Source organism: Campylobacter concisus (genome assembly GCF_003049735.1).
GTDB lineage: Bacteria > Campylobacterota > Campylobacteria > Campylobacterales > Campylobacteraceae > Campylobacter_A > Campylobacter_A concisus_AN.
Map to the genome: position 1 here is coordinate 137,253 of NZ_PIRM01000003.1, position 20,237 is coordinate 157,489.

At 37.8% G+C, this 20,237-nt stretch carries 19 protein-coding genes; 13 read left to right on the forward strand and 6 right to left on the reverse strand.

What is annotated here, in order from left to right:
* Positions 1 to 2 precede the first annotated feature (2 nt).
* Genes CVS97_RS06765 through CVS97_RS06775 form a run of 3 tightly spaced genes read left to right on the forward strand, consistent with a single transcriptional unit; the run spans position 3 to position 2,235 of the window.
* Complete coding sequence (locus tag CVS97_RS06765; protein WP_107695555.1) at positions 3 to 1,253, forward strand: adenylosuccinate synthase; 1,251 nt, start codon at positions 3 to 5, stop codon at positions 1,251 to 1,253.
* Positions 1,250 to 1,672: a flagellar export protein FliJ gene (locus CVS97_RS06770; RefSeq protein WP_107785540.1), complete on the forward strand. Its 423-nt coding sequence runs from the start codon at positions 1,250 to 1,252 to the stop codon at positions 1,670 to 1,672. Before CVS97_RS06765 ends, CVS97_RS06770 begins: the two co-directional genes overlap by 4 nt.
* Positions 1,672 to 2,235, forward strand: coding sequence for a MotE family protein (locus CVS97_RS06775; protein WP_107785541.1), 564 nt, complete (start codon positions 1,672 to 1,674; stop codon positions 2,233 to 2,235). Before CVS97_RS06770 ends, CVS97_RS06775 begins: the two co-directional genes overlap by 1 nt.
* Before the next feature lie 119 nt (positions 2,236 to 2,354).
* Here CVS97_RS06775 and CVS97_RS06780 read toward each other — a convergent pair whose 3' ends face one another.
* Positions 2,355 to 3,356 carry a TerC/Alx family metal homeostasis membrane protein gene (locus tag CVS97_RS06780; RefSeq protein ID WP_107785542.1) on the reverse strand — a complete coding sequence of 334 codons (1,002 nt, stop codon included), beginning with the start codon at positions 3,354 to 3,356 and terminating at the stop codon, positions 2,355 to 2,357.
* Positions 3,357 to 3,371: 15 nt separating this feature from the next.
* On the reverse strand, positions 3,372 to 4,559 hold the full coding sequence (locus CVS97_RS06785; RefSeq protein WP_234401394.1) for a molybdopterin molybdotransferase MoeA: 1,188 nt from the start codon (positions 4,557 to 4,559) through the stop codon (positions 3,372 to 3,374).
* Positions 4,560 to 4,704: 145 nt separating this feature from the next.
* Here CVS97_RS06785 and yedE point away from each other — a divergent pair, with 145 nt between their 5' ends.
* Positions 4,705 to 5,763: a YedE family putative selenium transporter gene (gene yedE / locus CVS97_RS06790; protein WP_103600221.1), complete on the forward strand. Its 1,059-nt coding sequence runs from the start codon at positions 4,705 to 4,707 to the stop codon at positions 5,761 to 5,763.
* A gap of 288 nt (positions 5,764 to 6,051) precedes the next feature.
* On the forward strand, positions 6,052 to 8,148 hold the full coding sequence (locus tag CVS97_RS06795; protein ID WP_107785544.1) for a TonB-dependent receptor: 2,097 nt from the start codon (positions 6,052 to 6,054) through the stop codon (positions 8,146 to 8,148).
* Positions 8,149 to 8,240: 92 nt separating this feature from the next.
* Here the strand turns inward: CVS97_RS06795 and CVS97_RS06800 are convergent, their stop codons facing one another.
* A complete protein-coding gene (locus CVS97_RS06800) occupies positions 8,241 to 9,071 on the reverse strand; it encodes a peptidylprolyl isomerase (protein ID WP_107785545.1) in 831 nt (276 codons plus the stop codon).
* A 70-nt stretch (positions 9,072 to 9,141) separates the two neighbouring features.
* On the opposite strand from CVS97_RS06800, the gene gltX reads away from it, so the two are divergent.
* The 6 genes from gltX to CVS97_RS06830 all read left to right on the forward strand — a co-directional run bounded on the left by gltX (position 9,142) and on the right by CVS97_RS06830 (position 13,943).
* Complete coding sequence (gene gltX / locus CVS97_RS06805) at positions 9,142 to 10,521, forward strand: glutamate--tRNA ligase (RefSeq protein ID WP_107785580.1); 1,380 nt, start codon at positions 9,142 to 9,144, stop codon at positions 10,519 to 10,521.
* A complete protein-coding gene (locus CVS97_RS06810; protein WP_107785546.1) occupies positions 10,518 to 11,771 on the forward strand; it encodes a malic enzyme-like NAD(P)-binding protein in 1,254 nt (417 codons plus the stop codon). The genes gltX and CVS97_RS06810 overlap by 4 nt, the downstream gene beginning before the upstream one ends.
* Positions 11,772 to 11,854: 83 nt before the next feature.
* Positions 11,855 to 12,481 carry a uracil phosphoribosyltransferase gene (gene upp / locus CVS97_RS06815; protein WP_004317747.1) on the forward strand — a complete coding sequence of 209 codons (627 nt, stop codon included), beginning with the start codon at positions 11,855 to 11,857 and terminating at the stop codon, positions 12,479 to 12,481.
* 9 nt (positions 12,482 to 12,490) lie between these two features.
* Positions 12,491 to 12,997 (forward strand): ribonuclease domain-containing protein, encoded by a 507-nt coding sequence (locus tag CVS97_RS06820; RefSeq protein WP_107785547.1) that lies wholly within the window; start codon positions 12,491 to 12,493, stop codon positions 12,995 to 12,997.
* A complete protein-coding gene (locus tag CVS97_RS06825) occupies positions 12,994 to 13,266 on the forward strand; it encodes a barstar family protein (protein ID WP_107785548.1) in 273 nt (90 codons plus the stop codon). Before CVS97_RS06820 ends, CVS97_RS06825 begins: the two co-directional genes overlap by 4 nt.
* A complete protein-coding gene (locus CVS97_RS06830) occupies positions 13,263 to 13,943 on the forward strand; it encodes an MqnA/MqnD/SBP family protein (RefSeq protein ID WP_107785549.1) in 681 nt (226 codons plus the stop codon). The genes CVS97_RS06825 and CVS97_RS06830 overlap by 4 nt, the downstream gene beginning before the upstream one ends.
* Before the next feature lie 41 nt (positions 13,944 to 13,984).
* On the opposite strand, the gene CVS97_RS09545 is transcribed toward CVS97_RS06830, so the two are convergent.
* The 3 genes from CVS97_RS09545 to CVS97_RS06845 all read right to left on the reverse strand — a co-directional run bounded on the left by CVS97_RS09545 (position 13,985) and on the right by CVS97_RS06845 (position 16,895).
* Positions 13,985 to 14,416: a DUF6803 family protein gene (locus tag CVS97_RS09545; protein ID WP_320205001.1), complete on the reverse strand. Its 432-nt coding sequence runs from the start codon at positions 14,414 to 14,416 to the stop codon at positions 13,985 to 13,987.
* A 99-nt stretch (positions 14,417 to 14,515) separates the two neighbouring features.
* Positions 14,516 to 15,229 carry a molecular chaperone gene (locus tag CVS97_RS06840; protein WP_107785550.1) on the reverse strand — a complete coding sequence of 238 codons (714 nt, stop codon included), beginning with the start codon at positions 15,227 to 15,229 and terminating at the stop codon, positions 14,516 to 14,518.
* Entirely contained in the window at positions 15,222 to 16,895 is a 1,674-nt protein-coding gene (locus CVS97_RS06845; RefSeq protein ID WP_107785551.1) for a 4Fe-4S binding protein, read from the reverse strand. Before CVS97_RS06845 ends, CVS97_RS06840 begins: the two co-directional genes overlap by 8 nt.
* A gap of 154 nt (positions 16,896 to 17,049) precedes the next feature.
* Between CVS97_RS06845 and selA the strand changes: the two genes are divergently transcribed.
* Positions 17,050 to 18,375 carry an L-seryl-tRNA(Sec) selenium transferase gene (gene selA / locus CVS97_RS06850; RefSeq protein WP_107785552.1) on the forward strand — a complete coding sequence of 442 codons (1,326 nt, stop codon included), beginning with the start codon at positions 17,050 to 17,052 and terminating at the stop codon, positions 18,373 to 18,375.
* A complete protein-coding gene (selB, locus tag CVS97_RS06855) occupies positions 18,372 to 20,192 on the forward strand; it encodes a selenocysteine-specific translation elongation factor (RefSeq protein WP_107785553.1) in 1,821 nt (606 codons plus the stop codon). The genes selA and selB overlap by 4 nt, the downstream gene beginning before the upstream one ends.
* Positions 20,193 to 20,237 lie beyond the last annotated feature (45 nt).

Below are 20,237 nucleotides of genomic sequence, written 5' to 3' on the forward strand. Positions count from 1 at the left end.
GAATGAGAAAGGCTGATTTAGTAGTTGGAGTTCAATGGGGTGATGAGGGTAAAGGCAAGATAGTTGATATGCTAGGACTAAACTATGACATGATCTGTCGCTCACAGGGCGGCCATAATGCCGGCCATACGATCTGGGTTGATGGCGTTAGATACGCGCTTCACCTTGTTCCAAGCGGAATTTTGCATAAAAATATCATAAACATCATTGGCAATGGTGTTGTTGTTTGCCCAGAAGTATTAATCACTGAAATGGCTCAGTTTGAAAATTTAGAGGGAAGGCTTTATATTAGTGATAAGGCACATTTAAATCTAAGCTACCATAGTCAAATCGATCAAGCAAAAGAGAGACTAAAGGGCGAAAAAGCAATCGGTACTACTGGCAAAGGCATAGGACCAACTTATGCTGATAAAATAAGTAGAAGTGGCCACAGAGTAGGCGAGTTACTTGAGCCAGAGCGTTTGTGCGATGCTTTGATGCATGATTTTGAGACAAACAAATGCGTATTTGACGCACTTGGTGTAAAAATTCCTAATGAGAGCGAATTGCTTGAAGAGCTAAAAAGATATAAAGAGGTTTTGGCTCCATTTATCGCAAACACTACAAATTTAGTTTGGAAAGCGCTAGATGAAGATAAAAAAGTCCTACTTGAAGGTGCTCAGGGCACGCTTTTAGATATCGACCATGGCACATATCCATACGTAACTAGCTCAAATACCATAAGTGCAGGTGCTTGCACAGGTCTTGGACTAAATCCAAAAGAAATAGGTGAAGTAATAGGCGTCATAAAGGCCTATACGACTCGTGTTGGCTTTGGTCCTTTCCCAACAGAAGATAAAGGTACGAGTGGCGATAAGATGTGTGATATCGGTAAGGAATTTGGCACAACAACAGGCCGCCGCAGACGTTGTGGCTGGTTTGATGCTGTGAGTGTAAAATATGCTTCAAGACTCGATGGTGTCGATACTTATGCGCTCATGAAGCTTGATGTACTTGATGGATTTGAGGTGGTAAAAATTTGCAAAGCTTATCAATATAATGGTGAAACTATCGATTATATGCCGACAGATCTTGAAAATGCAACTCCTATTTACGAGGAACTTGCAGGCTGGGATAGCGTAAAAGGTATAAGCAAATATGAAGATCTGCCAGCAAATGCAAGAGCTTATATCGAGAGAATAGAAGAGCTAACTGGCGTAAAGATCGGCTACATCTCAACAAGCCCTGAAAGAAGCGATACGATCATTAGATGAAAAGCAAATTTACCTCTATCGTCCGCGTAAAAAAACAAGAGATGGATAAGGTAGAGGCAAAGCTCGCCGTTGCCAGGCTTAATGTAAGAAATTTTGAAGAAAATTTAGTTCATTTAAGAGCAAGGCTTGAGGAGTTTTGCTTGCCAAAAAGTGGCAATATAGGCGAACTAAAGGAAAATTTAGAGTTTATAAAGATAGCAAGGCAAGAGTTAAATGCCTGCAAAGAGGGCCTTGAGATAGCTAAAAAAGAGGTTTCGCATTACGAACATAAATATAAAAATGCAAATTTAGAGTACGAAAAGATGAAATATCTAGAAAAAGAAGAGTTTAAAAAAGAGATAAAACGCATACAAAAGGCTGAAGCACTTGCACTTGATGAGTTTGCAGTGATGAAATTTACAGCTAAGAGCGAGTTGTGATGAGAGCGGTTTTATTATTCTTAACTATTTTAAATTTTGCATTTTGTTTTGAAGTGCCAGTTGACTGTACGCAAATTTTTGAAGCTAGAAAAGAAGAAATTTCAAAGGAACTTGAGATCATAGATGAACAGCGCCAAGCTTTAGAAGTATTTCGTGCAAGCTCGGCAGCAGCCTATGAAGAAAATAATAAAAAGCTTGCCAAAAAAGAAGCTGACCTAAATGCGACAATGAAAGTGATCGAGCAAAAACGCAAAGAGATCGATGAAGTGGTCGCCAAAAATGAGAAAATTTTAAAAGAACTTCGCACAATGACTAGCGATAAAGTAAATGAGTCATATTCTAAGATGAAAGATGGCGCGGCAGCTGAAGTGCTCTCTAAAATGCCTAGATCAAACGCAGCCACCATACTTTATGCTCTTGATGCCAAAAAGATATCAACTATAATGGCAAAAATGGATCCAAAAGTAGCATCTGAGATCACCATTTTGCTTCAAAAAGGGCCACCATTTGCTGATGAAAAAGGCGATATGCCAACCCCAGCTGGTAGCATAAATATTCAGTAATAAATTTTTGCACAAGCAAGCAAAATTTTAAAAAATTTAGACATCAAAATATAAAGCGCTTGCTTATAAATTTTTAATTTTAAGCTTGCCTAACTTTAGCTTGTATACTTTTGTGGTAGCTATTTTTTAACCAAACTTGCTAGGACCCCAACTCCAAGGATGACTAGAATGATAAAAAGGCTAATTTGTGCAGAAATTTCAAAAGCATGATGAAAGATATGAGCAGTCGCATTTACAGCTAGCTTTGCTGCGATAAAAAATAAAAGCACGATCACAGAAATTTCTAGATATTTTAAAAAATTTTTGAGTGCTTCAAGCACAAAATAAAGCGTTCTTAGCCCAAGTATCGCAAATATCATCGCTGAATAAACAATTACAGGATCTTTGCTCACAGCAATGACAGCTGGAACGCTATCAAAAGCAAATATCACATCGCTTAGCTCAATCACGCAAAGGCACAAGAATAATGGTGTTGCTATCCAAGTGGCTTTTAGTCTTAAAATTTGATCGTTAAGAGCAGTTTTTTGACTATCTGAAATTTGCTTAGAAATTTCGCTAAATCTAACAAAAAAGCTATGTCCAAAAAGCTGTGGTAAAATCGGAAAGAAGCGATAAACTGCCCTATAAGCTATGTGGTTTGAATAATCTTTTATATCCTCATCACACTTATCTTTTTTTATCATCATTACGGCACTATATGCGACTATTGCCACAAATATTAGCTCCATCCAAGGAGAGATGGCAAAAAGCATTGTACCTACGGCTACAAAGATGAGCCTAAATATCATAGCTCCTATAACGCCAAAATAAAGCACTCTGTGGCGGTAAATTTCAGGTATCTTAAACCATGAAAAAATCGCCATCATCACAAAAAGATTATCTACCGAGAGCGACTTTTCTAGCGCATATCCTGCAAAATAAAGACTTGCTATTTCACTGCCTCGCTCAAAATATAAATATATGCCAAAAAGTACCGAAAGTCCTATCCAAAAAATAGACCAAATACCAGCTTGTTTTAGTGAAATTTTCTCATCATGTTTATGAGCAAAAAGATCTATTCCAAAGGCAACCGATACCATTATAAGAAAAACTATAATTGTTTGAATTTCTAACGTGTTCAACTTTTATCCTTAAATTTAACAAGGCATCATAAAGACTTCTACTATCTCGCCTTTTTTAAGAATTTCTTTATCTATCGGAATCATTAAAAGTGCGGCTTTGTTTGTTAAATTATTTACGATCGCTGAACTGCCAAGCTTTTTGCCATTTAGATTTACAAAATTTTTTCCTTCACGATTTTCTAGATTTACAGCCGTAAATTCTAAAAATGGCGAACGCTTTTTATAGTCTTCGTCCATTATCGCCGTGATCTTTGGCTCATCATTGCCTAGCCATAAATTTATCAAGACTCTAACGTAAAGTACGCACATAACCATCGCCGAATACGGAAATCCAGGCAGTGCAAATATATATTTTTCGCCCGATTTTGCTATCTTGATATGGCGGCCCGGCTTAACAGCAGCTTTGTCTATGATGACGCTAAAATTTTCTTTTAAAGTATCTTTTACAAAGTCATAATCTCCCATGCTAACGCCACCAGTTGTTATTAAGATATCAGCTGATTTTAGTGCATTTATGATAGCTTTTTTAACAAGCGTAGCCTCATCTTTTACGATCTCGCAAAGGATTGGCTCAGCTCCCATTTTACGTATTTGCATCGCTATACCTATGTGATTTGAGCTATGAATTTGTGCAGCGTTTTCTAGTGGCTCGCCAAGGTCTTTGATCTCGCTACCAGTTGCAATTATTGCTACTCTAGGACGGATGAAAACGCTTACGTGAAAGATGCCAAGCTCAGCAAGAAGTGCGATTTCTGCGTAACTAAGCTTGGTGCCTTTTTTTATTAAAATTTCTCCCTTTTTGTAGCTCTCGCCCACCGCACGCACAGCAAAGCCCTTTGATACACCTTTTTTGATAGTGATCTTTGAGTCATTAACTTCGACATTTTCAACTGGCACTAGCGTATCTGAGCCCTCACTCATGAGTGAGCCAGTAAAGGTTTTAACGCATTTGTTCCCGCTTATTTTTATTTCCTTGTCACTTCCTGCGGGAAGATCGGTGATGAGCTCAAGCTCGCTTAAGCTATCACCATATGCAAATGCGTAGCCATCCATCGCTGAAACTGGCTTTGCTGGATAGTTTTTGTCCGCTATCACATCGTGTGCGATATTTCTATCAAGAGCATCTGTGATGGCGATCTTTTCTACTTTATCCCAAATTTCAACTGCATCTTTTAAAATCTTTAAACTATCCTCATAACTCATAATATCTCGCACTTTGTGTCCTTTTTTCGTAAAATTTTATTATTTTAGCTATTTGGCTCTTAAATTTTATACTTTCTTTATTTATGCTCTATTAAAATGCCATTTAAGAAATCAGTTTGATTTTACCCTATACACAGGAAAATTCATGAATAAAACAGTCCTTTACATCATCGCAGGTGCAAGTCTTGGCATTCTTGGCCCAGTGCTTGTTTATTTTGGCAATCCAGCAAACATGGGCGTTTGTGCGGCTTGCTTTTTAAGGGATAGCGTAGGTGCTCTTGGCTTTCACCAAGCTAAGGTCGTGCAGTATCTAAGGCCAGAAATTTTAGGTCTTATCATCGGAGGCTTTCTAGCAAGTATGCTTTGGAGTAGAAATTTCACTCCAGTATCTGGCAGTGCAGCATTTTCTAGATTTTTCTTAGGCGTGTTTGCTATGATTGGTTGCCTTATCTTTTTGGGCTGCCCATGGAGAGCATTTTTGCGCCTTGGCGGCGGAGATATGACTGCTATTGCTGGCCTTGTCGGTCTATTTGCTGGTGTTTTTGTTGGACGATTTTTCAAGAAAAATGGTTACGTCATACCTGAAAATGATGCCACTACAAAACCGGTTGCGTTTTTGCCATTAATCATTGCTATTTTGCTTTTAATAGCCCTTGTCTTTGGTTTAAAACTTGGCGATAATGGTGCATTATTTAGCTCAGAAAAAGGCCCAGGCTCACAGCACGCAAATATCTTTATCTCGCTTATTTGTGCCATTGTTATTGGCATTTTTATGCAAAGAAGTAAATTTTGTTCGGTTGGAGCGATTAGCAAAGTTTTTGAGCGTGATCTTTCAATGTTTTATGGCATTGTATCTATCATCGTTTTTGCAAGTATCACAAATTTAGCTCTTGGACAATATAAATTTGGCTTTGAAGCTCAACCTATCGCTCATAATGACGTCCTTTGGAATTTCCTTGGCATGAGCTTGGCTGGTCTTTGCTTTAGCCTAAGTTATGGCTGCCCAGGCAAACATTTAGTGCAAATGGGAGCTGGAAATTTAAGCTCAGCTGTATTTGTTTTAGGTATGGGAGCAGGTGCTGCGATAAGCCATAACTTCATACTTGCAAGCTCTGGAGCTGGCATCACTCCTTACGCTCCATATGCCGTAGCAATCGGCTTTATCTATGCTATTTATGTTGGAGTTTTTACTAAAAAAGCATAATATAAATTTGGCTGCCTTTGCAGTCAAATTTACTCACTTTTTATATTTATCACCTCATCAAAAAGTTTAAAAAGCTCACATTGATGTGTGATCATTAAAATACTAGCCCTAATCTAAAATTTTTTAGTGGCAATAGTAATGCATTTTTTAAGATGGCAAATGATAATTTCAAATCGAACTAAAATTTTAACAATGGATTGGTAAAAATTAATAAACATCAATATAACGTAAATATTTTAAGCTATTTTGATATAGAATATCGATTTTAATTTTATCTAAAGGAATTCTATGAAGTTTAGTATACTTGCTTCATCACTGATCTTTAGCTCGCTGTGGGCTTTAGATACAAATAACAGTGATTATTCAGTTATTTTACCAACTATCGAGGTGGAAGGTATCTCTGAGCAAAATACCCTAAAAGGTTATATCGCGTATGATAGTGCGGATATCAATAGAAATGGACTCAGTAACAAAGAGACGCCACAAACTATCGAAAATATAGATATACAAAAGAATAGAAACTACGGCACAAACGATCTCTCAAGTATCCTAGAAGGAAATGCTGGTATTGATGCAGGCTATGATATGAGAGGCGAGAGCATCAAGATAAGAGGCTTTAGTGTTGATGGTGGCGATATATATAGAGATGGTGTTAGAGACTCTGGCCAGATAAGACGCAGTACAGCAAATGTTGAGAGAGTTGAAATTTTAAAAGGACCAGCTTCGATCTTATATGGAAGAAGCGATGGCGGTGCGGTTGTAAATCTAGTTAGTAAGAAGGCAAATTTTATGCCTGTTTATAAGCTCTCAGGAAGAGTTGGCAGCTGGAGTAGATATGGTGGTGGTATCGATATAAATCACGTAGTAAATAATCAATTAGCTGCAAGATTAACGACTGATATGGAGCGTGGAAAATCATGGAGAGATGGTATAAAATATAAAAATTTTATGATAAGTCCAAGTATTATTGTGACAAATGATGGTGGAACGGTGAGTTTTGAGGCGCAATACACATATGATAATGCTTGGCGTGTACCTGATAGAATGCCAACAAAAAGTGTCTATGACAAGCTTGGTATCGACTATACAAAGGGATTTTCTCATGATGGAGACTTTGTTGAAGATAAGCTTCATTTCTTCCGTACCGAGCTAAATGCAGAGTTGGTAAAGGACATGAATTTAAAATGGGTTTTTGGTTATAGAAAAGCTAGTCAAAATTTTGACCATTATTTTAGTGGTACCATCATGCCTGGAAATAGACTAAAGCAAAACTATGCTAAACAACAAACTGATAATGACACACTATCAAATGCTATAACACTTACAAAGGAGCTTGAATTTACAAGATTTAAGCATAATCTTACTTTTGGATATGACAACAGCGTAGAAACTCGCCATCCAAGGCTTTGGTTTGATAGTGCAAAAAATGTAACTATAAATCCATATGCATCAAGATCAAGTTGGGGTAGTGTGGGCTATATACCACTTAATACTGATAATAAGCATAAAGCCATAAATAATGGAGTATTTTTAGAAGATCTAATAAGCTTAGACGACAAATATAGGCTACTGATTGGTGGAAGGCTTGACTTTTATAAATTTAAAACAAGAAATATTGCTGATATGACAAATAGCTACAAAGGGCACTCTTTTAGTCCAAGAGTTGGCGTGCTTTGGGATTTTTTACCAGAGCATACCGCGTATGCTTCATACTCAAAGAGTTTTGCTCCATATGGTGGTCGCGGGAATATAGGTATAAGTATAGGCGATACAACGATGCTTGATCTAAAACCACAAAATAATGAGCAATATGAAATCGGCTTAAAAAGCACATGGGCTGATAATAGATTTAGCTCAAACTTAGCGATATTTCAGATCGAGCATAACAATATAAGATATAGACCAGATCCTATAAATGATCCATATACTTGGGCACAGCGTGGTAAAGAGCGAAGTCGTGGTATAGAGCTAAATATCTTGGGTAAAATTTATGAAAATTTATATCTAAGAAGCTCTCTTGGATATATGAGGGCTATTATCGCAAGTGATAAATCAAATCCATTAAATGAAAGACTTAGTCTAAACAATACAACCAACTGGCAGGGCAATGTTTTTTTAAGATATGCTAAAAACGATAAATGGTATGTCGAAAGTGGCGTAACAGGATACTCTAAGCGATATAGCTACCGCACAAGTAATGGTAGAGTCATAGACGAACATCTCCCTGGTTTTGCTAGATTTGATGCAAGTGCTGGATATAACTTTAACGAACACGCTCAAATAACACTAGCGATAAATAATATCTTAAATAAAAAATACTGGCGTTCTGATTCAAGACCTGGCGATGAGAGATCGTTTATGCTAAATATGCACTACACTTTTTAACTAAAATTTACACCGCCTTCTCTTTGGCGGTGTAATCTTTTGTTATGTGAAATTTGGAGAAAATTAGCCACCAAAGATGGCTAAATTTGAAGTTATCTTAAAATTTGAATCTTTGCTTTTGCACGGAGTTTATCAAAATAATCAGCCATAAGTTTTTCTTGCTCGCCTTGATAAAGCTCGTTTATAACATTATCCTTAACATCTGCAAAGCTTGGAGTGTATGAGCCTATTTTCTCTTTTACATAAAACATATCAAAACTATCAGCGCCTTTTAGTATTTGGGTAAATTCGCCATTATTTGTGCCAGCTATGATAGCTGCTAGTCTTGGATCTATGCTTTGATAGTCTAAACTTAGCTCTTGTGTTTGTATGCTGCTAAGTAGTGATGGACTTGTTTTTTGAGCTTCTAGTTCTTCAGGATTTTTTGCCCTATAAAGGACCACTTTAGCAGTGCTAAAGACCTTAAATTTATCGGGATTAGCATCAAAATACATCTTTGCTTTTTGCTCATTTACATTTTTGCCAGCTTCAGCCAAGATGCTTTTATAAAGCTTTTCTTGAAGCATCTTTTTTTCTATGTTGTTTTTAAACTCCAAAAAGTCCATGCCTTGAGCTTGGATAGAGCTTCTAAACTGAGAATTTGTCATGCCATTTTGCTTTGCGATTGATTCGATTCTGTCGTTTAGCTCAAATGGTGTTACGCTAATGTTTAAATTTTTTATTTGAGCATCTTCGAGTCTATCTCTTATGAGTAAATTTAAGGCATCTTGTTCACTAGCTCTTAGCTGCTCTTTTAAGCTATAAACTTCATAAAGCGTGATTGGTTCGTTCTCTACAATAGCTGCGATACCGTTTATCATCTGAGCCGAATATAAATTTAAAGCACTTAGCATGCCAGCAGCCAAAAAGAGCAATTTTTTCATAATAAAACCTTTATTTAAGTATTTAGTAAATATAATTTTGAGCAATTATAACATAAAAATAAGGCACAAAATGATAGTTACTAGATTTGCTCCGTCGCCTACTGGATACCTACATATAGGCGGACTTAGGACAGCCCTTTATAATTATTTATATGCAAGAGCTAATAATGGAAAATTTTTACTTCGCATCGAAGATACTGACTTAAAACGAAACTCAGAAGAAGCCACGCAGGCCATAAAAGAGGCATTTGCTTGGTGCAAGCTTGATCACGATGGCGAAGTGACATATCAGTCAAAAAGATTTGATCTTTACAAAGAGTATGTTAAAAAGCTTCTTGATGAGGGTAAAGCCTATAAATGCTACATGAGCAAGGACGAACTTGAAGAGCTTAGAGCTAGCCAAGAGGCAAGAAAAGAGCGTCCAAAATATGATAATAGATATAGAGATTTTACTGGCACGCCTCCAGCTGGCATCGAGCCAGTCATCCGTATAAAAGCCCCGCTTAGCGGCGAGATCGTCATACATGATGGCATAAAAGGCGAGGTTAAATTTAAGGTTGAAGACATATTAGATGACTTCATCATCGCTAGAAGTGACGGCACACCGACTTATAACTTCACGGTCGTAATAGATGACGCATTAATGGGCGTAACAGACGTTATCCGTGGTGATGATCACCTCTCAAATACCCCAAAACAGATCGTTCTTTACGAGGCACTTGGCTTTAAGGTTCCAAAATTTTATCACGTCGCTATGATAAACGGCGAGGATGGCAAAAAGCTTAGTAAAAGGCATGGCGCAACTGATGTTATGGAGTATAAAAAGATGGGCTACTTGCCTGAAGCGCTCTTAAATTTTCTCGTTCGTCTTGGCTGGAGCCACGGCGATGATGAGATTTTTACTATTGAGGATATGCTTAAATACTTCAATCCAAACGATATCAACAAAAGCTCAAGCACCTACAACGCTCAAAAGCTTGACTGGCTAAATTCTCACTACATTAAGACTTTACCTTACGAGAGGCTAGCGCACGATATGCTTGAGTTTGGCGTAGATTTTAAGGCTTTGGTAAAGGGCGAGCTACTGCTAAATTCGCTCCGTGAGAGATCAAAGACACTAATAGAAATGGCAAATAGCGCAAATGCGATCATCAACGCTCCAAAAAGCTACGATGAGAAAGCATGGGCCAAATTTATAAATGAAAATAGCAAAGAAATTTTGGCTAAATTTGCTCAAATTTTAGACCGCGACCTTGACGCGAAGGGCTATGAGGAGCTAACTAATAAATTTTTAGAGCAAAATGGCTTAAAGCTAAAAGACCTAGCTCAGGCTCTAAGAATAGCGCTAACTGGCTCAAGCGTGAGCCCAAGCATCTTTGAAGTGCTTGAAGTAGTGGGCAGTAGCGAGACGAAAAATAGAATACAAAATTTATTAAAGGAAGAAAAATGACACATGTAACTAAAGAAGAAGCATTAAACTACCATATAGGCGGTAAGATCGAGATAAAGGTAAAGACGCCTTGCGAGACCTCAAGAGACCTTTCAATGGCCTATACACCAGGCGTTGCAGAACCTTGCAAAGAGATAGAAGCTGATAATGAACTAGCTTATAAATATACAAATAAAGCAAATCTGGTAGCTGTTATTACCGATGGCACAGCTGTTCTTGGGCTTGGCGACATCGGTGCGATCGCTGGCAAGCCAGTTATGGAAGGAAAGTCAGTTTTATTTAAAAAATTTGCAAACGTAGATGCCTTTGACATCGAGCTAGACGAGCATGATCCAGATAAGATCGTTGAGATTTGCAAGGCCCTTGCTCCGACATTTGGTGGTATAAATTTAGAAGATATCCGTGCTCCAAAGTGCTTTGAGATCGAGAGAAAGCTTCAAGAAGCAGTCGATATCCCAGTCATGCATGACGATCAGCACGGCACGGCGATGATAACAAGTGCTGGCATGATAAACGCGATGGAAATTTCTGGCAAAGATATATCTAAGATAAAAATCGTAGTTAGCGGCGCAGGCGCAGCTGGCATTGCATGCGCGAAGATGTATAAAGCGCTTGGTGCAAAACACATCGTGATGATAGATAGTAAAGGCGTAATTCACTCAAAAAGAATAGACCTAACGCCTGAAAAGATAGAGTTTGCACTTGAGACAGAGGATAGAACTCTAGCTGATGCGATGAGGGGTGCTGATATGTTTTTAGGTCTTTCTAAGCCTGGTGTGCTTACAAAAGAGATGGTTGCGTCAATGAATAAAGAGCCTATCATCTTTGCTTTGGCAAACCCAGTGCCTGAAATTTATCCAGAGGATGTTGAGGCTGTAAGAAGTGACGTTATGATGGGCACAGGCAGAAGCGACTATCCTAACCAAGTAAATAATGTTTTAGGTTTCCCTTTTATCTTTAGAGGTGCGCTTGACGTTAGAGCTAAAAAGATCACTGAAAATATGAAAATGGCTGCGGCTAGAGCGCTTGCACAGCTTGCAAAAGAGCCAGTACCAGCTGAAGTTTTAAAAGCAAGTGGCGTTAGCGAGCTAAAATTTGGCAAAGAGTATATCATCCCAAAACCATTTGACAAGCGCGTATTAACAGCAGTCGCTCCAGCAGTTGCGAAAGCTGCAGTTGAAGATGGCGTAGCGAGAGTAAAAGATTTTGATGTTGAGGCTTATAGAGCCAAACTTGCAAAAGGATTTTAAAATTTAGCCCAATTTTTGGGCTAAACTCTTTTGGCATTTTGTAAAGATAAACCCTGTAAAAATAGTAAATTTAAGGATAAAAAATGCAAAACGTGAAGCTCATCTCGCACCCACTGATCGAGCATAAATTAACCATTCTACGTGATAAAAATACCCAGCCTTTTCAGTTTCGCATGCTAGTTGATGAGATCAGTTATCTTATGATCTTTGAGGCGACTAGAAATTTAAAGGTAAAAGATGTAAAAGTCCAAACACCAGTTGCGGTGGCAGATGCAAAGAGGCTTACTACAAAGGTGATGATATGCCCTATTTTAAGGGCTGCGCTTGGTATGCTTGATAGCGTTTTTACCATCATTCCAGATGCGAGCGTGGGCTTTTTGGGCTTTCAGCGAAACGAAGAGACAGCACAGGCTGAGTTCTTCTACGCAAAGCTTCCAAAAGATGCAAAAGAGCGCATGGCGATCATCATCGATCCTATGTTTGCGACTGGTGGCACAGCGATAGATGCGGTTAAGTTCTTGCGTGAAAAGGGTGTTAAAGAGATCAAATTTATCTCTATCATCGCTGCTCCTGAGGGGCTAAAGAGATTTAGCGAAATTTACCCAGATGTCGAGGTCTATACGGCATCGATTGATGAGAAGCTAAATGAGAAAAACTATATCGTCCCAGGTCTTGGTGACGCTGGCGATAGAGTTTTTAACACGCTTTAAGGGCTAAATTTGAATAAAAGACTTTTGCCAGCCTTAGTTGCCTTCGTCATTGCTATTATTGTTGGCACTTTCTTTTTCTCAAATAATGGTAGTGAGGCAAATAAAAACGCTCAGATTTTACTTGAGCAGCTAAACAAAGAGGGACAAAAGAGCCAGAGCCTTGCAGAAAATGGCTCATACACCTCAAAAGATGAGCTCGCACTTTATATCTATAAATTTAACAAACTGCCAAAGAATTTCATAACCAAAAAAGAGGCACTTGATCTTGGCTGGGACGCAAAAAGCGGAAATTTATGGCAGATAAGCGGCGGCAAAAGCATCGGCGGGGATAGGTTTTCAAACAGAGAAAAGAAGCTACCTGAAGCTGATGGCAGAAAGTGGTTTGAGTGCGATGTAAATTACAATGGCGGCAGGCGCGGCGCTGAGAGAATTTTATACTCAAACGACGGACTTATCTACTACACGCCCGATCACTACGAGCATTTTTACCTGCTTTATGAAAAGAGGATGCAATGAAAATCGTGATCTTAGATGCCAAAAAGATGCTCGAAAAAGAAAAAATGCATGAGTATTTTGCCAAGAAATTTGACCTGCCAGAGTACTACGGCAAAAATTTAGACGCGCTCTTTGACTGCCTTTGCGAGATAAATGAACCAACGCTTATAAAGCTAAAAAATGAAAGTGCTTTGGATAGTGACACAAAAGAGAGCTTGGCTCAGTTATTTTGCGATGTTTGCAGCGAAAACGAGATGGTTAAATTTGAGCTTGTAAAAGATGAAAAATGATATTTGGAAAGATTGATTATCTAAATTTACTCCCATTTCACGTATTTTTAAAATCAGCCCCACTAAGCTCTCAGATAAAAAAGGCGATCGAGTTTAAAAAGGGTGTGCCAAGCAAGCTAAATAGGGCGCTAAATGCCAGAAAAATCGATGCTGCGGTGATCTCAAGCATAGCTAGCAAAAAGGCAAATTTAAAGAAGCTAAATTTTGGAATAGTCGCCAAAAAAGATGTAAAAAGCGTGCTTGTGCGCAAAAACTCAGTCCCAAAACCAGATCCTGCCTCAGCTAGCTCAAACGCCCTAGCCAAGGTGCTTCGTCTAAATGGCGAAGTGATCATAGGCGACAGGGCGCTAAAGGCATACTTAAGAGAGGGCAAAGAGTGCTTTTACGACCTTGGTAAAATTTGGCACGAAAAGACAAATTTGCCATTTGTTTTTGGCAGATTTTCATATGTAAAAAATGGCTCATTTTATAAAAGATTGGTCGCAAAATTTTTACAAAAAAATGTAAAAATTCCAAACTATATCTTAGCCCAGTATGCTAAAAGTCGCGACATAAGCGAGCAAGATATCAAGTGGTATTTGAAATTTATAAGCTACAAAATAGGCCCAAAAGAGCAAAAATCACTCAGAAAATTTTTTAAAGAAAATAGATTATTAAAAGCAGCAAAAAAGAATTAAATTTTTATAGCTTCTTAGCAGATGCCAAGAAGCTATAAAATTTAGTGGTGCATATGCATATTAGTTGAGTTATCATCACTCATATTTTGCATCATCATCTTGTGATGATCATGCATCGGCATATCTGCAGGCATGTTCATTGGCATATTCATCTGCATATCCATCGCGCTATTTTCGGCCTTGTAGCCAGTTATAGTAGGATCAACCATGCCAAATATCATCGCGACGTGTCCTACGATCAAAAAGAAGATGAGCAGGCAAAAGTGAAGCTTTAGTTTTGCTCTTTCGCTTGCGTTTTTATAGATCAAATTTAGCTCTAAAAGCGCGATGCCAAGAAGTGGGATGACGCCGATTAGATATGAGTAGATAGCGATGACATTTGCATATCCGCGCCATTTTATACTTGGATAAATTTTGCTATAAAGTAGATCACAAGAGCTGTAAAATAGACCCCAAACACTATACCAACAAATTTACATATTGATAGCCAGAATAGTTAAAAACGCCAAAAATAGCTACAAAATTTAAGAAGATATAAATCTACTCCTAGCCAGGCTAAGAGTAGATTTAAGCTAGTCTTTAAACTCGTGTGAGATGACTGGAGAAAATTCTTCCCAATGAAGCTTTGTTTTAAATGTTGGCATCTTGCTTTGAAATGGCTCTTTTTTAAGTGCCGCCATAGCGACACTATCGCCTTTTGGCTTAGCCGGTGCTTCTACGTTTAGTATAGAGCGTTCAAGGTCGATGAAATCTTTTAAAATAATAGTATATGATTTAAAAAAATTTGCCTCTTTGTGAGCCAAAAGTAGCGAGCCAAACTCGTCTACAAATAAATTTAAGGTTTCAGAAAATAGCTTATTGCTAATATTTTTTGCATCATCAAACTCATCTTTTAAAAATGTAGCCATCGCTAAAAATATAAATCCAACGTAGTCCTCGCTATCTTTGCAAAGCTCGCTATCACGTCTATATGGGCTTAGTTTTAAACATTCAATAACCCTAAGCCTAGCTGCTCCGTTATCTCTGCCCTCTTCATAAAATGAAGCGCTTAAGGGGATATTTGTAAAGCCAAAAAGAACGTCATTTTGTTCTTTTGAAAATTCTTCAAAGCTAAATTTATCTAAATTTTTAAACGCAGCATCACTATCCTCGCTTAAAGGATTTGCGCTTAAGTATCTTAACTGCTCTTTCCACCTTGAAAATTTCTCATCATTTGTGTAAAAAAACATAGGATATGCTAGAAATTCGTAAAAATATGATCTTGCTTTTATGATGTTTTTATCCATTTAATAAATCCTCTTTCATCGCGTTTATTTGGGCTTGAACCATTAGTTTGGCCTTACAGTCAGCACAGCAGTAAAGCGCTTTTATCTTGACCCTATCGTTGCCAAATCTTGGTTGCATTATAGTTGCGATCTTTTCGACCGCTTTTTTAGTCGCAAACTCTTTTCCGCACTCAACACAGGCAAAAAGCTCATCTCGTGCTAGCTCATTATATGTAAAAAACTCAGGCTTAAGAGAAATTTTTCCAACTTCAAGGCTTATGGTATCTTTTTCAGCACAGCTTAGTTCGCAGTATCCGCAAGCTGTACAGACGCTTGGATTAAATAAAATAGAATTTGTCTTTTTATCAGCCACTAGCGCACTTACGTTACAAGCGCCAACGCAACTTAGACAAAGCGTACAGCTATCAGTATTTATCTTGACATCACCGTATCTTATCATCTCACCGCTTTTTACCACGCCAAGATCTTCGCTGCCTACTAAAAACTCAAGCCTTTTTGCAAAAATTTCTCTTTTTGGCAAGGCATATTCGTTTATAGTGTGTTGTGAGTCAGCTATAAATTTTGCTTTTTTGAGCGCATCTTCAAGCTCATTTTTATCTTTAGCGTGATAGATCGCCGTCTCTTTAAATTTAAGCTCATAAATTTGATTTAAGATGCTAATGGCGTCTTTTTCGCCTTTGCCAAGAGTTTTGCTAAATAAAATCACACTCGCACCACTTTCTTGAAGCAATGTAAGAAGATGCGCTTGATTTAACATATGCGGTGCTGATATAAAAAAAGGCAAGACATTTTCAGGTAGGCTTATATTTAGCTCGTCTAAATTTGTTTCATTAGAGATTATTAGTGGAATTTTACCTTTGTAAAGTTTGGCAATAGTAGCAAATGAGTTTTGTGGCATAAGTGTAGAGTCAAGAGATCCGCTAGGGCAGACGCTAATGCAGTTACCACAATTTACACAATCGATTTGTGAGAAAACAAGATGCTTTGTCTCGTCTTCTTTTAAAATGGCCACAGTTGGACAAACATCGACACAGCGTCCACAAATTTCATTTCGTCGCTCATGGTATTGACAGATCGAAGAGTCATATTGAGTTAGGCTTTTGTACTTAAATTTTGGAGTTTTTTCATTTAACATTTTAAGCACAGCTTCATCTTCTAGCCCAGCTATTTCATAACAGCCGCTTTGCTTTAGCATATAATCCCTTGCATTTTCAACCAAGAAAAAGTCGCAATCGACCTCAAATTCGTCATTTGCTCTAAGTATCAAAACACTAAGTTCGCCAGCTGCGCCATAAATAAATTTCACTTCAAAATGCGTTAATTCAATGACTTTATAGCCATTTTCTTTTAATAAATTTGCTAACTCCTCACGGCCTGAGTTGCTTACTATTACGACATTTTTTCCGACTTCCTTTTCATAATCAACATCCTTTGCCATGTCAAAGGCAGTTGCTCTTGCTTCATAAAGCAAAAGTGTATTTTTAGCCTTTTCTAATACGCTTGCAGTTGTATTTTTTAGATAAAAATTTATCTCAGGTGCGGTAATGTTTGCTTTAAGCTTTGGCGAGTTAGAAACTAAATATTCTTCCTTTTCGTTATTTATTTCTATCTGCTCATTTAACATCAAAGTATCGTCAAAATCGTTATAAAAGCCAAATTCTTTCATAATTTCTCCTATTATCAAAAACAGGCTTATTTTAATATTAATGGGATTAATGGACTCTGAATTTTATATGTTCCTTTTTGCTCTAAGGTTTAATTTATAATATTTTTTATGTTAAAATCACGGCTTGGTAAAACTAACTTACTAGGAGCACGAATTGAGCGATTTAAGAAATATTCCACAAGTTGATAAGATCATAAAAAACGAAGCATTTTCAGGACTTGACACGAGTTTAGTCACTATGCTTGCAAGGCAAATTTTAGATGAGGTTAGAGCTAAAATTTTAAATGAAAACGCAAGCTTTAGTGGCGAAGAGATAATAAATTTGATCCTAGATGAGTATGATAAATTTAATGAAGCCAGCCTTCAAAGGGTACTAAATTTAACCGGCGTTGCCATACATACAAACCTCGCTAGAAGCGTTATAGATAAAGAAATTTTAAGCCGAGCGACGCCTGTTATCACAGGATACTCAAACCTTGAATACAACCTAAAAACAGGCAGTCGTGGCAATAGATACGACTATATCGGTGAGATGATCGCAAGAGCATTTGGTTTTGAAGACGCTATCGTTGTAAATAATAACGCAAGTGCTGTATTTTTGGTGCTAAATACCTTTGCAAAAGGCAGAGAAGTCGTCGTTAGCAGAGGCGAACTAGTCGAGATCGGCGGTAGTTTTAGAGTGCCAGAAGTTATGGCAAATGCGGGCTGCTTTTTGAAAGAGGTCGGCACTACGAACAAAACTAGGCCAAGAGACTACGAAGAGGCGATCAGCGATGAGACAGCGATGCTTGTAAAGGTTCATCGCTCAAATTTTGACATCGTTGGCTTTAGCGAAGAGACCACGGCAAATGAGCTAAGCGAGCTAGCAAGCAGGCAAAATTTGATAGATTATTTTGATCTTGGCAGTGGATTTTACGGAAATTTACCATTTAACTTAGACAAAAACGAGCCAGATCTAAAAAATTTAAAAGATGTTTCGCTAGTTAGTTTTAGCGGCGATAAGCTGCTTGGCGCGGTGCAGTGTGGTATCATCGTTGGCAAAAAAGAGCTCATCGCAAAACTTAGAAAAAACCAGCTTTTAAGGATGCTTCGCGTCGATAAAGTGATCATCTCGCTTTTGGCTGAGAGCATGAAAGCTTATCTAAACAAAGAATTTGAGCTAATCACAACGCAAAAACTACTTCACAAGAGCGTAAAAGAGCTTGAAAATTTAGCAAATTTTATAAATAAAAATTTAAAAACCCCGCTTGAGATAGTGCGCACACAAACCTTTGTAGGAGGCGGTGCGATGCCAAATAAAAAGATCCCAAGCGTGGCTTTGGCATTTGGCGGTGACGCAAATTTAAACGAGCTAAAATTTAGGCAAAAAAAGGTGATCGGCCGCATAGAAAATGATAAATTTTTACTTGATTTAAGAACACTTTTAGATGACGATGTAAATGAACTAATAAAAATAATAAATGAAACGGAAGAAAAATGAGTCTAATAATAGGAACAGCAGGGCATATCGACCACGGAAAAACCGCGCTTATAAAGGAACTAAACGGCTTTGAGGGGGACAATCTTGAAGAGGAGAAAAAGCGTGGCATAACGATCGATCTAAGCTTTTCAAATTTAAGTAAAAATGATGAAAATATCGCCTTTATCGATGTACCTGGGCATGAAAATCTCATAAAAACGATGATAAGTGGCGCGTATGGCTTTGACGCGTGTTTATTTGTAGTGGCAGCAAATGACGGCCTTATGCCTCAAAGCTTGGAGCACCTTGAAATTTTAAATCTCCTTGGCGTAAAATCCGTGATCGTGGCGCTTACAAAGTGTGACCTCGTAGATGAAGCGACTATAAATTTAAGAAAAAAAGAGATAAGAGATGAAATTTCTAAATTTAAAAACCTACAAATTTTAGAAATTTTTGCCGTTAGTATAAAGGATAAGGCAAGCATTGACGAGCTTAGAAACTACCTCTTTACATTAAGAGCTAAAAAGCGCGATGAAGATGGCGTTTTTAGATACTACATCGATAGGGTTTTTAGCCTAAAAGGTATCGGAAATGTCGTAACTGGCACCGTTATAGAGGGAAGCGTTAGTAAAAATGAGAAGCTTTTTAACTATGACGCCGGCAAAGAGGTGCTAGTAAGAAGTGTGCAAAGCCATGATAAATTCGTAGATAGCGCAGGGGTTAGCAGCCGTGTGGCGCTAAATCTAACTGGCACCCAGCTTAGCGAGTTAAAAAAAGGGCAGTTACTTAGTAAAAAAGGCTATTTTAGGGGATTTAGAGAGGTTGATGCGGTCGTAACTGCTAAAAATTTGATTCACTCGCAAAGCGTAACCTTTTGCGTAGGAGCTAAAAATGTGCCTGCAAAGGTGCTAATCCTTAGCCAAAAAGATGATAGCTACTTTGTTACCTTTAAATTTCAAAGCGATATGTTTTTGAAATTTGACGAGGCATTTGTGCTCATCTCAGATGCACGTGTGATAGGAGGTGGCAGAGTGCTAAATCCTGTGCTTGAGCCACTGAAGAAAGCTGGCAAAATTCTCTTTTTGGCTGCACTTTTAAAGCATGATTTCATTGGGGCATTTTCTATACTTAAAGAAGCCCACAAAAATGGTTTTGGCATCATCTCTTCTTATCAAAGGTTTGGACTAAGTCACGAAGAGGCCGTAAATGTGGCTAAAAAAGTCTCAAACGTCTTTGTTGATGAAAAAGCTTTAAATATCTACGATCTAAGCGCGGTTGAGCGGATAAAATCAGCCATTAAATTTATGATAGAAAAGAATGAATTTGCTGTCTTTTCAGCTCAAAGTATAAGCTTAAAGCTTGCTTGGGCTAGTCAAAATTTGGCTCAAAAAGCACTTGATGAGCTTGAAAGTATAAATTTAATCTCTAAAAATGATGGCGTCTATACAAAAAGGGGCGTTGATATAAGCAAACTAAAAGTAAGGCTTGAAGAGAAAATTTATGAAATTTTAGAAAGCGGAAAGCTAGCTCCTACGGCACCTTATAATATATATGATGAGCTGGAAATAGATAGGCTAAGTGGCGATAATGCACTTAAAAAACTAACTGCAATGGGCAGAGTTGTAAGGCTGGAGCATAATCTTTTTATCACTAGAAATTCGCTAAAAATGGCACTTGATAAGCTAAGAGAGATCATCAAAAATCAAGGCTTTGTAAATGTCACAAACGCCAAGGATGCACTAAATTTAAGCAGAAAATATGTAATCGCTTATCTTGAGCAACTTGACCTTGAGAGTGACATAATGAAGCAAGGAAATGATAGAGTCTTTCGTGGTTAGTATTCATTTACAAAAAGTAAATATAATCCGCCAAATTTTTAAAAA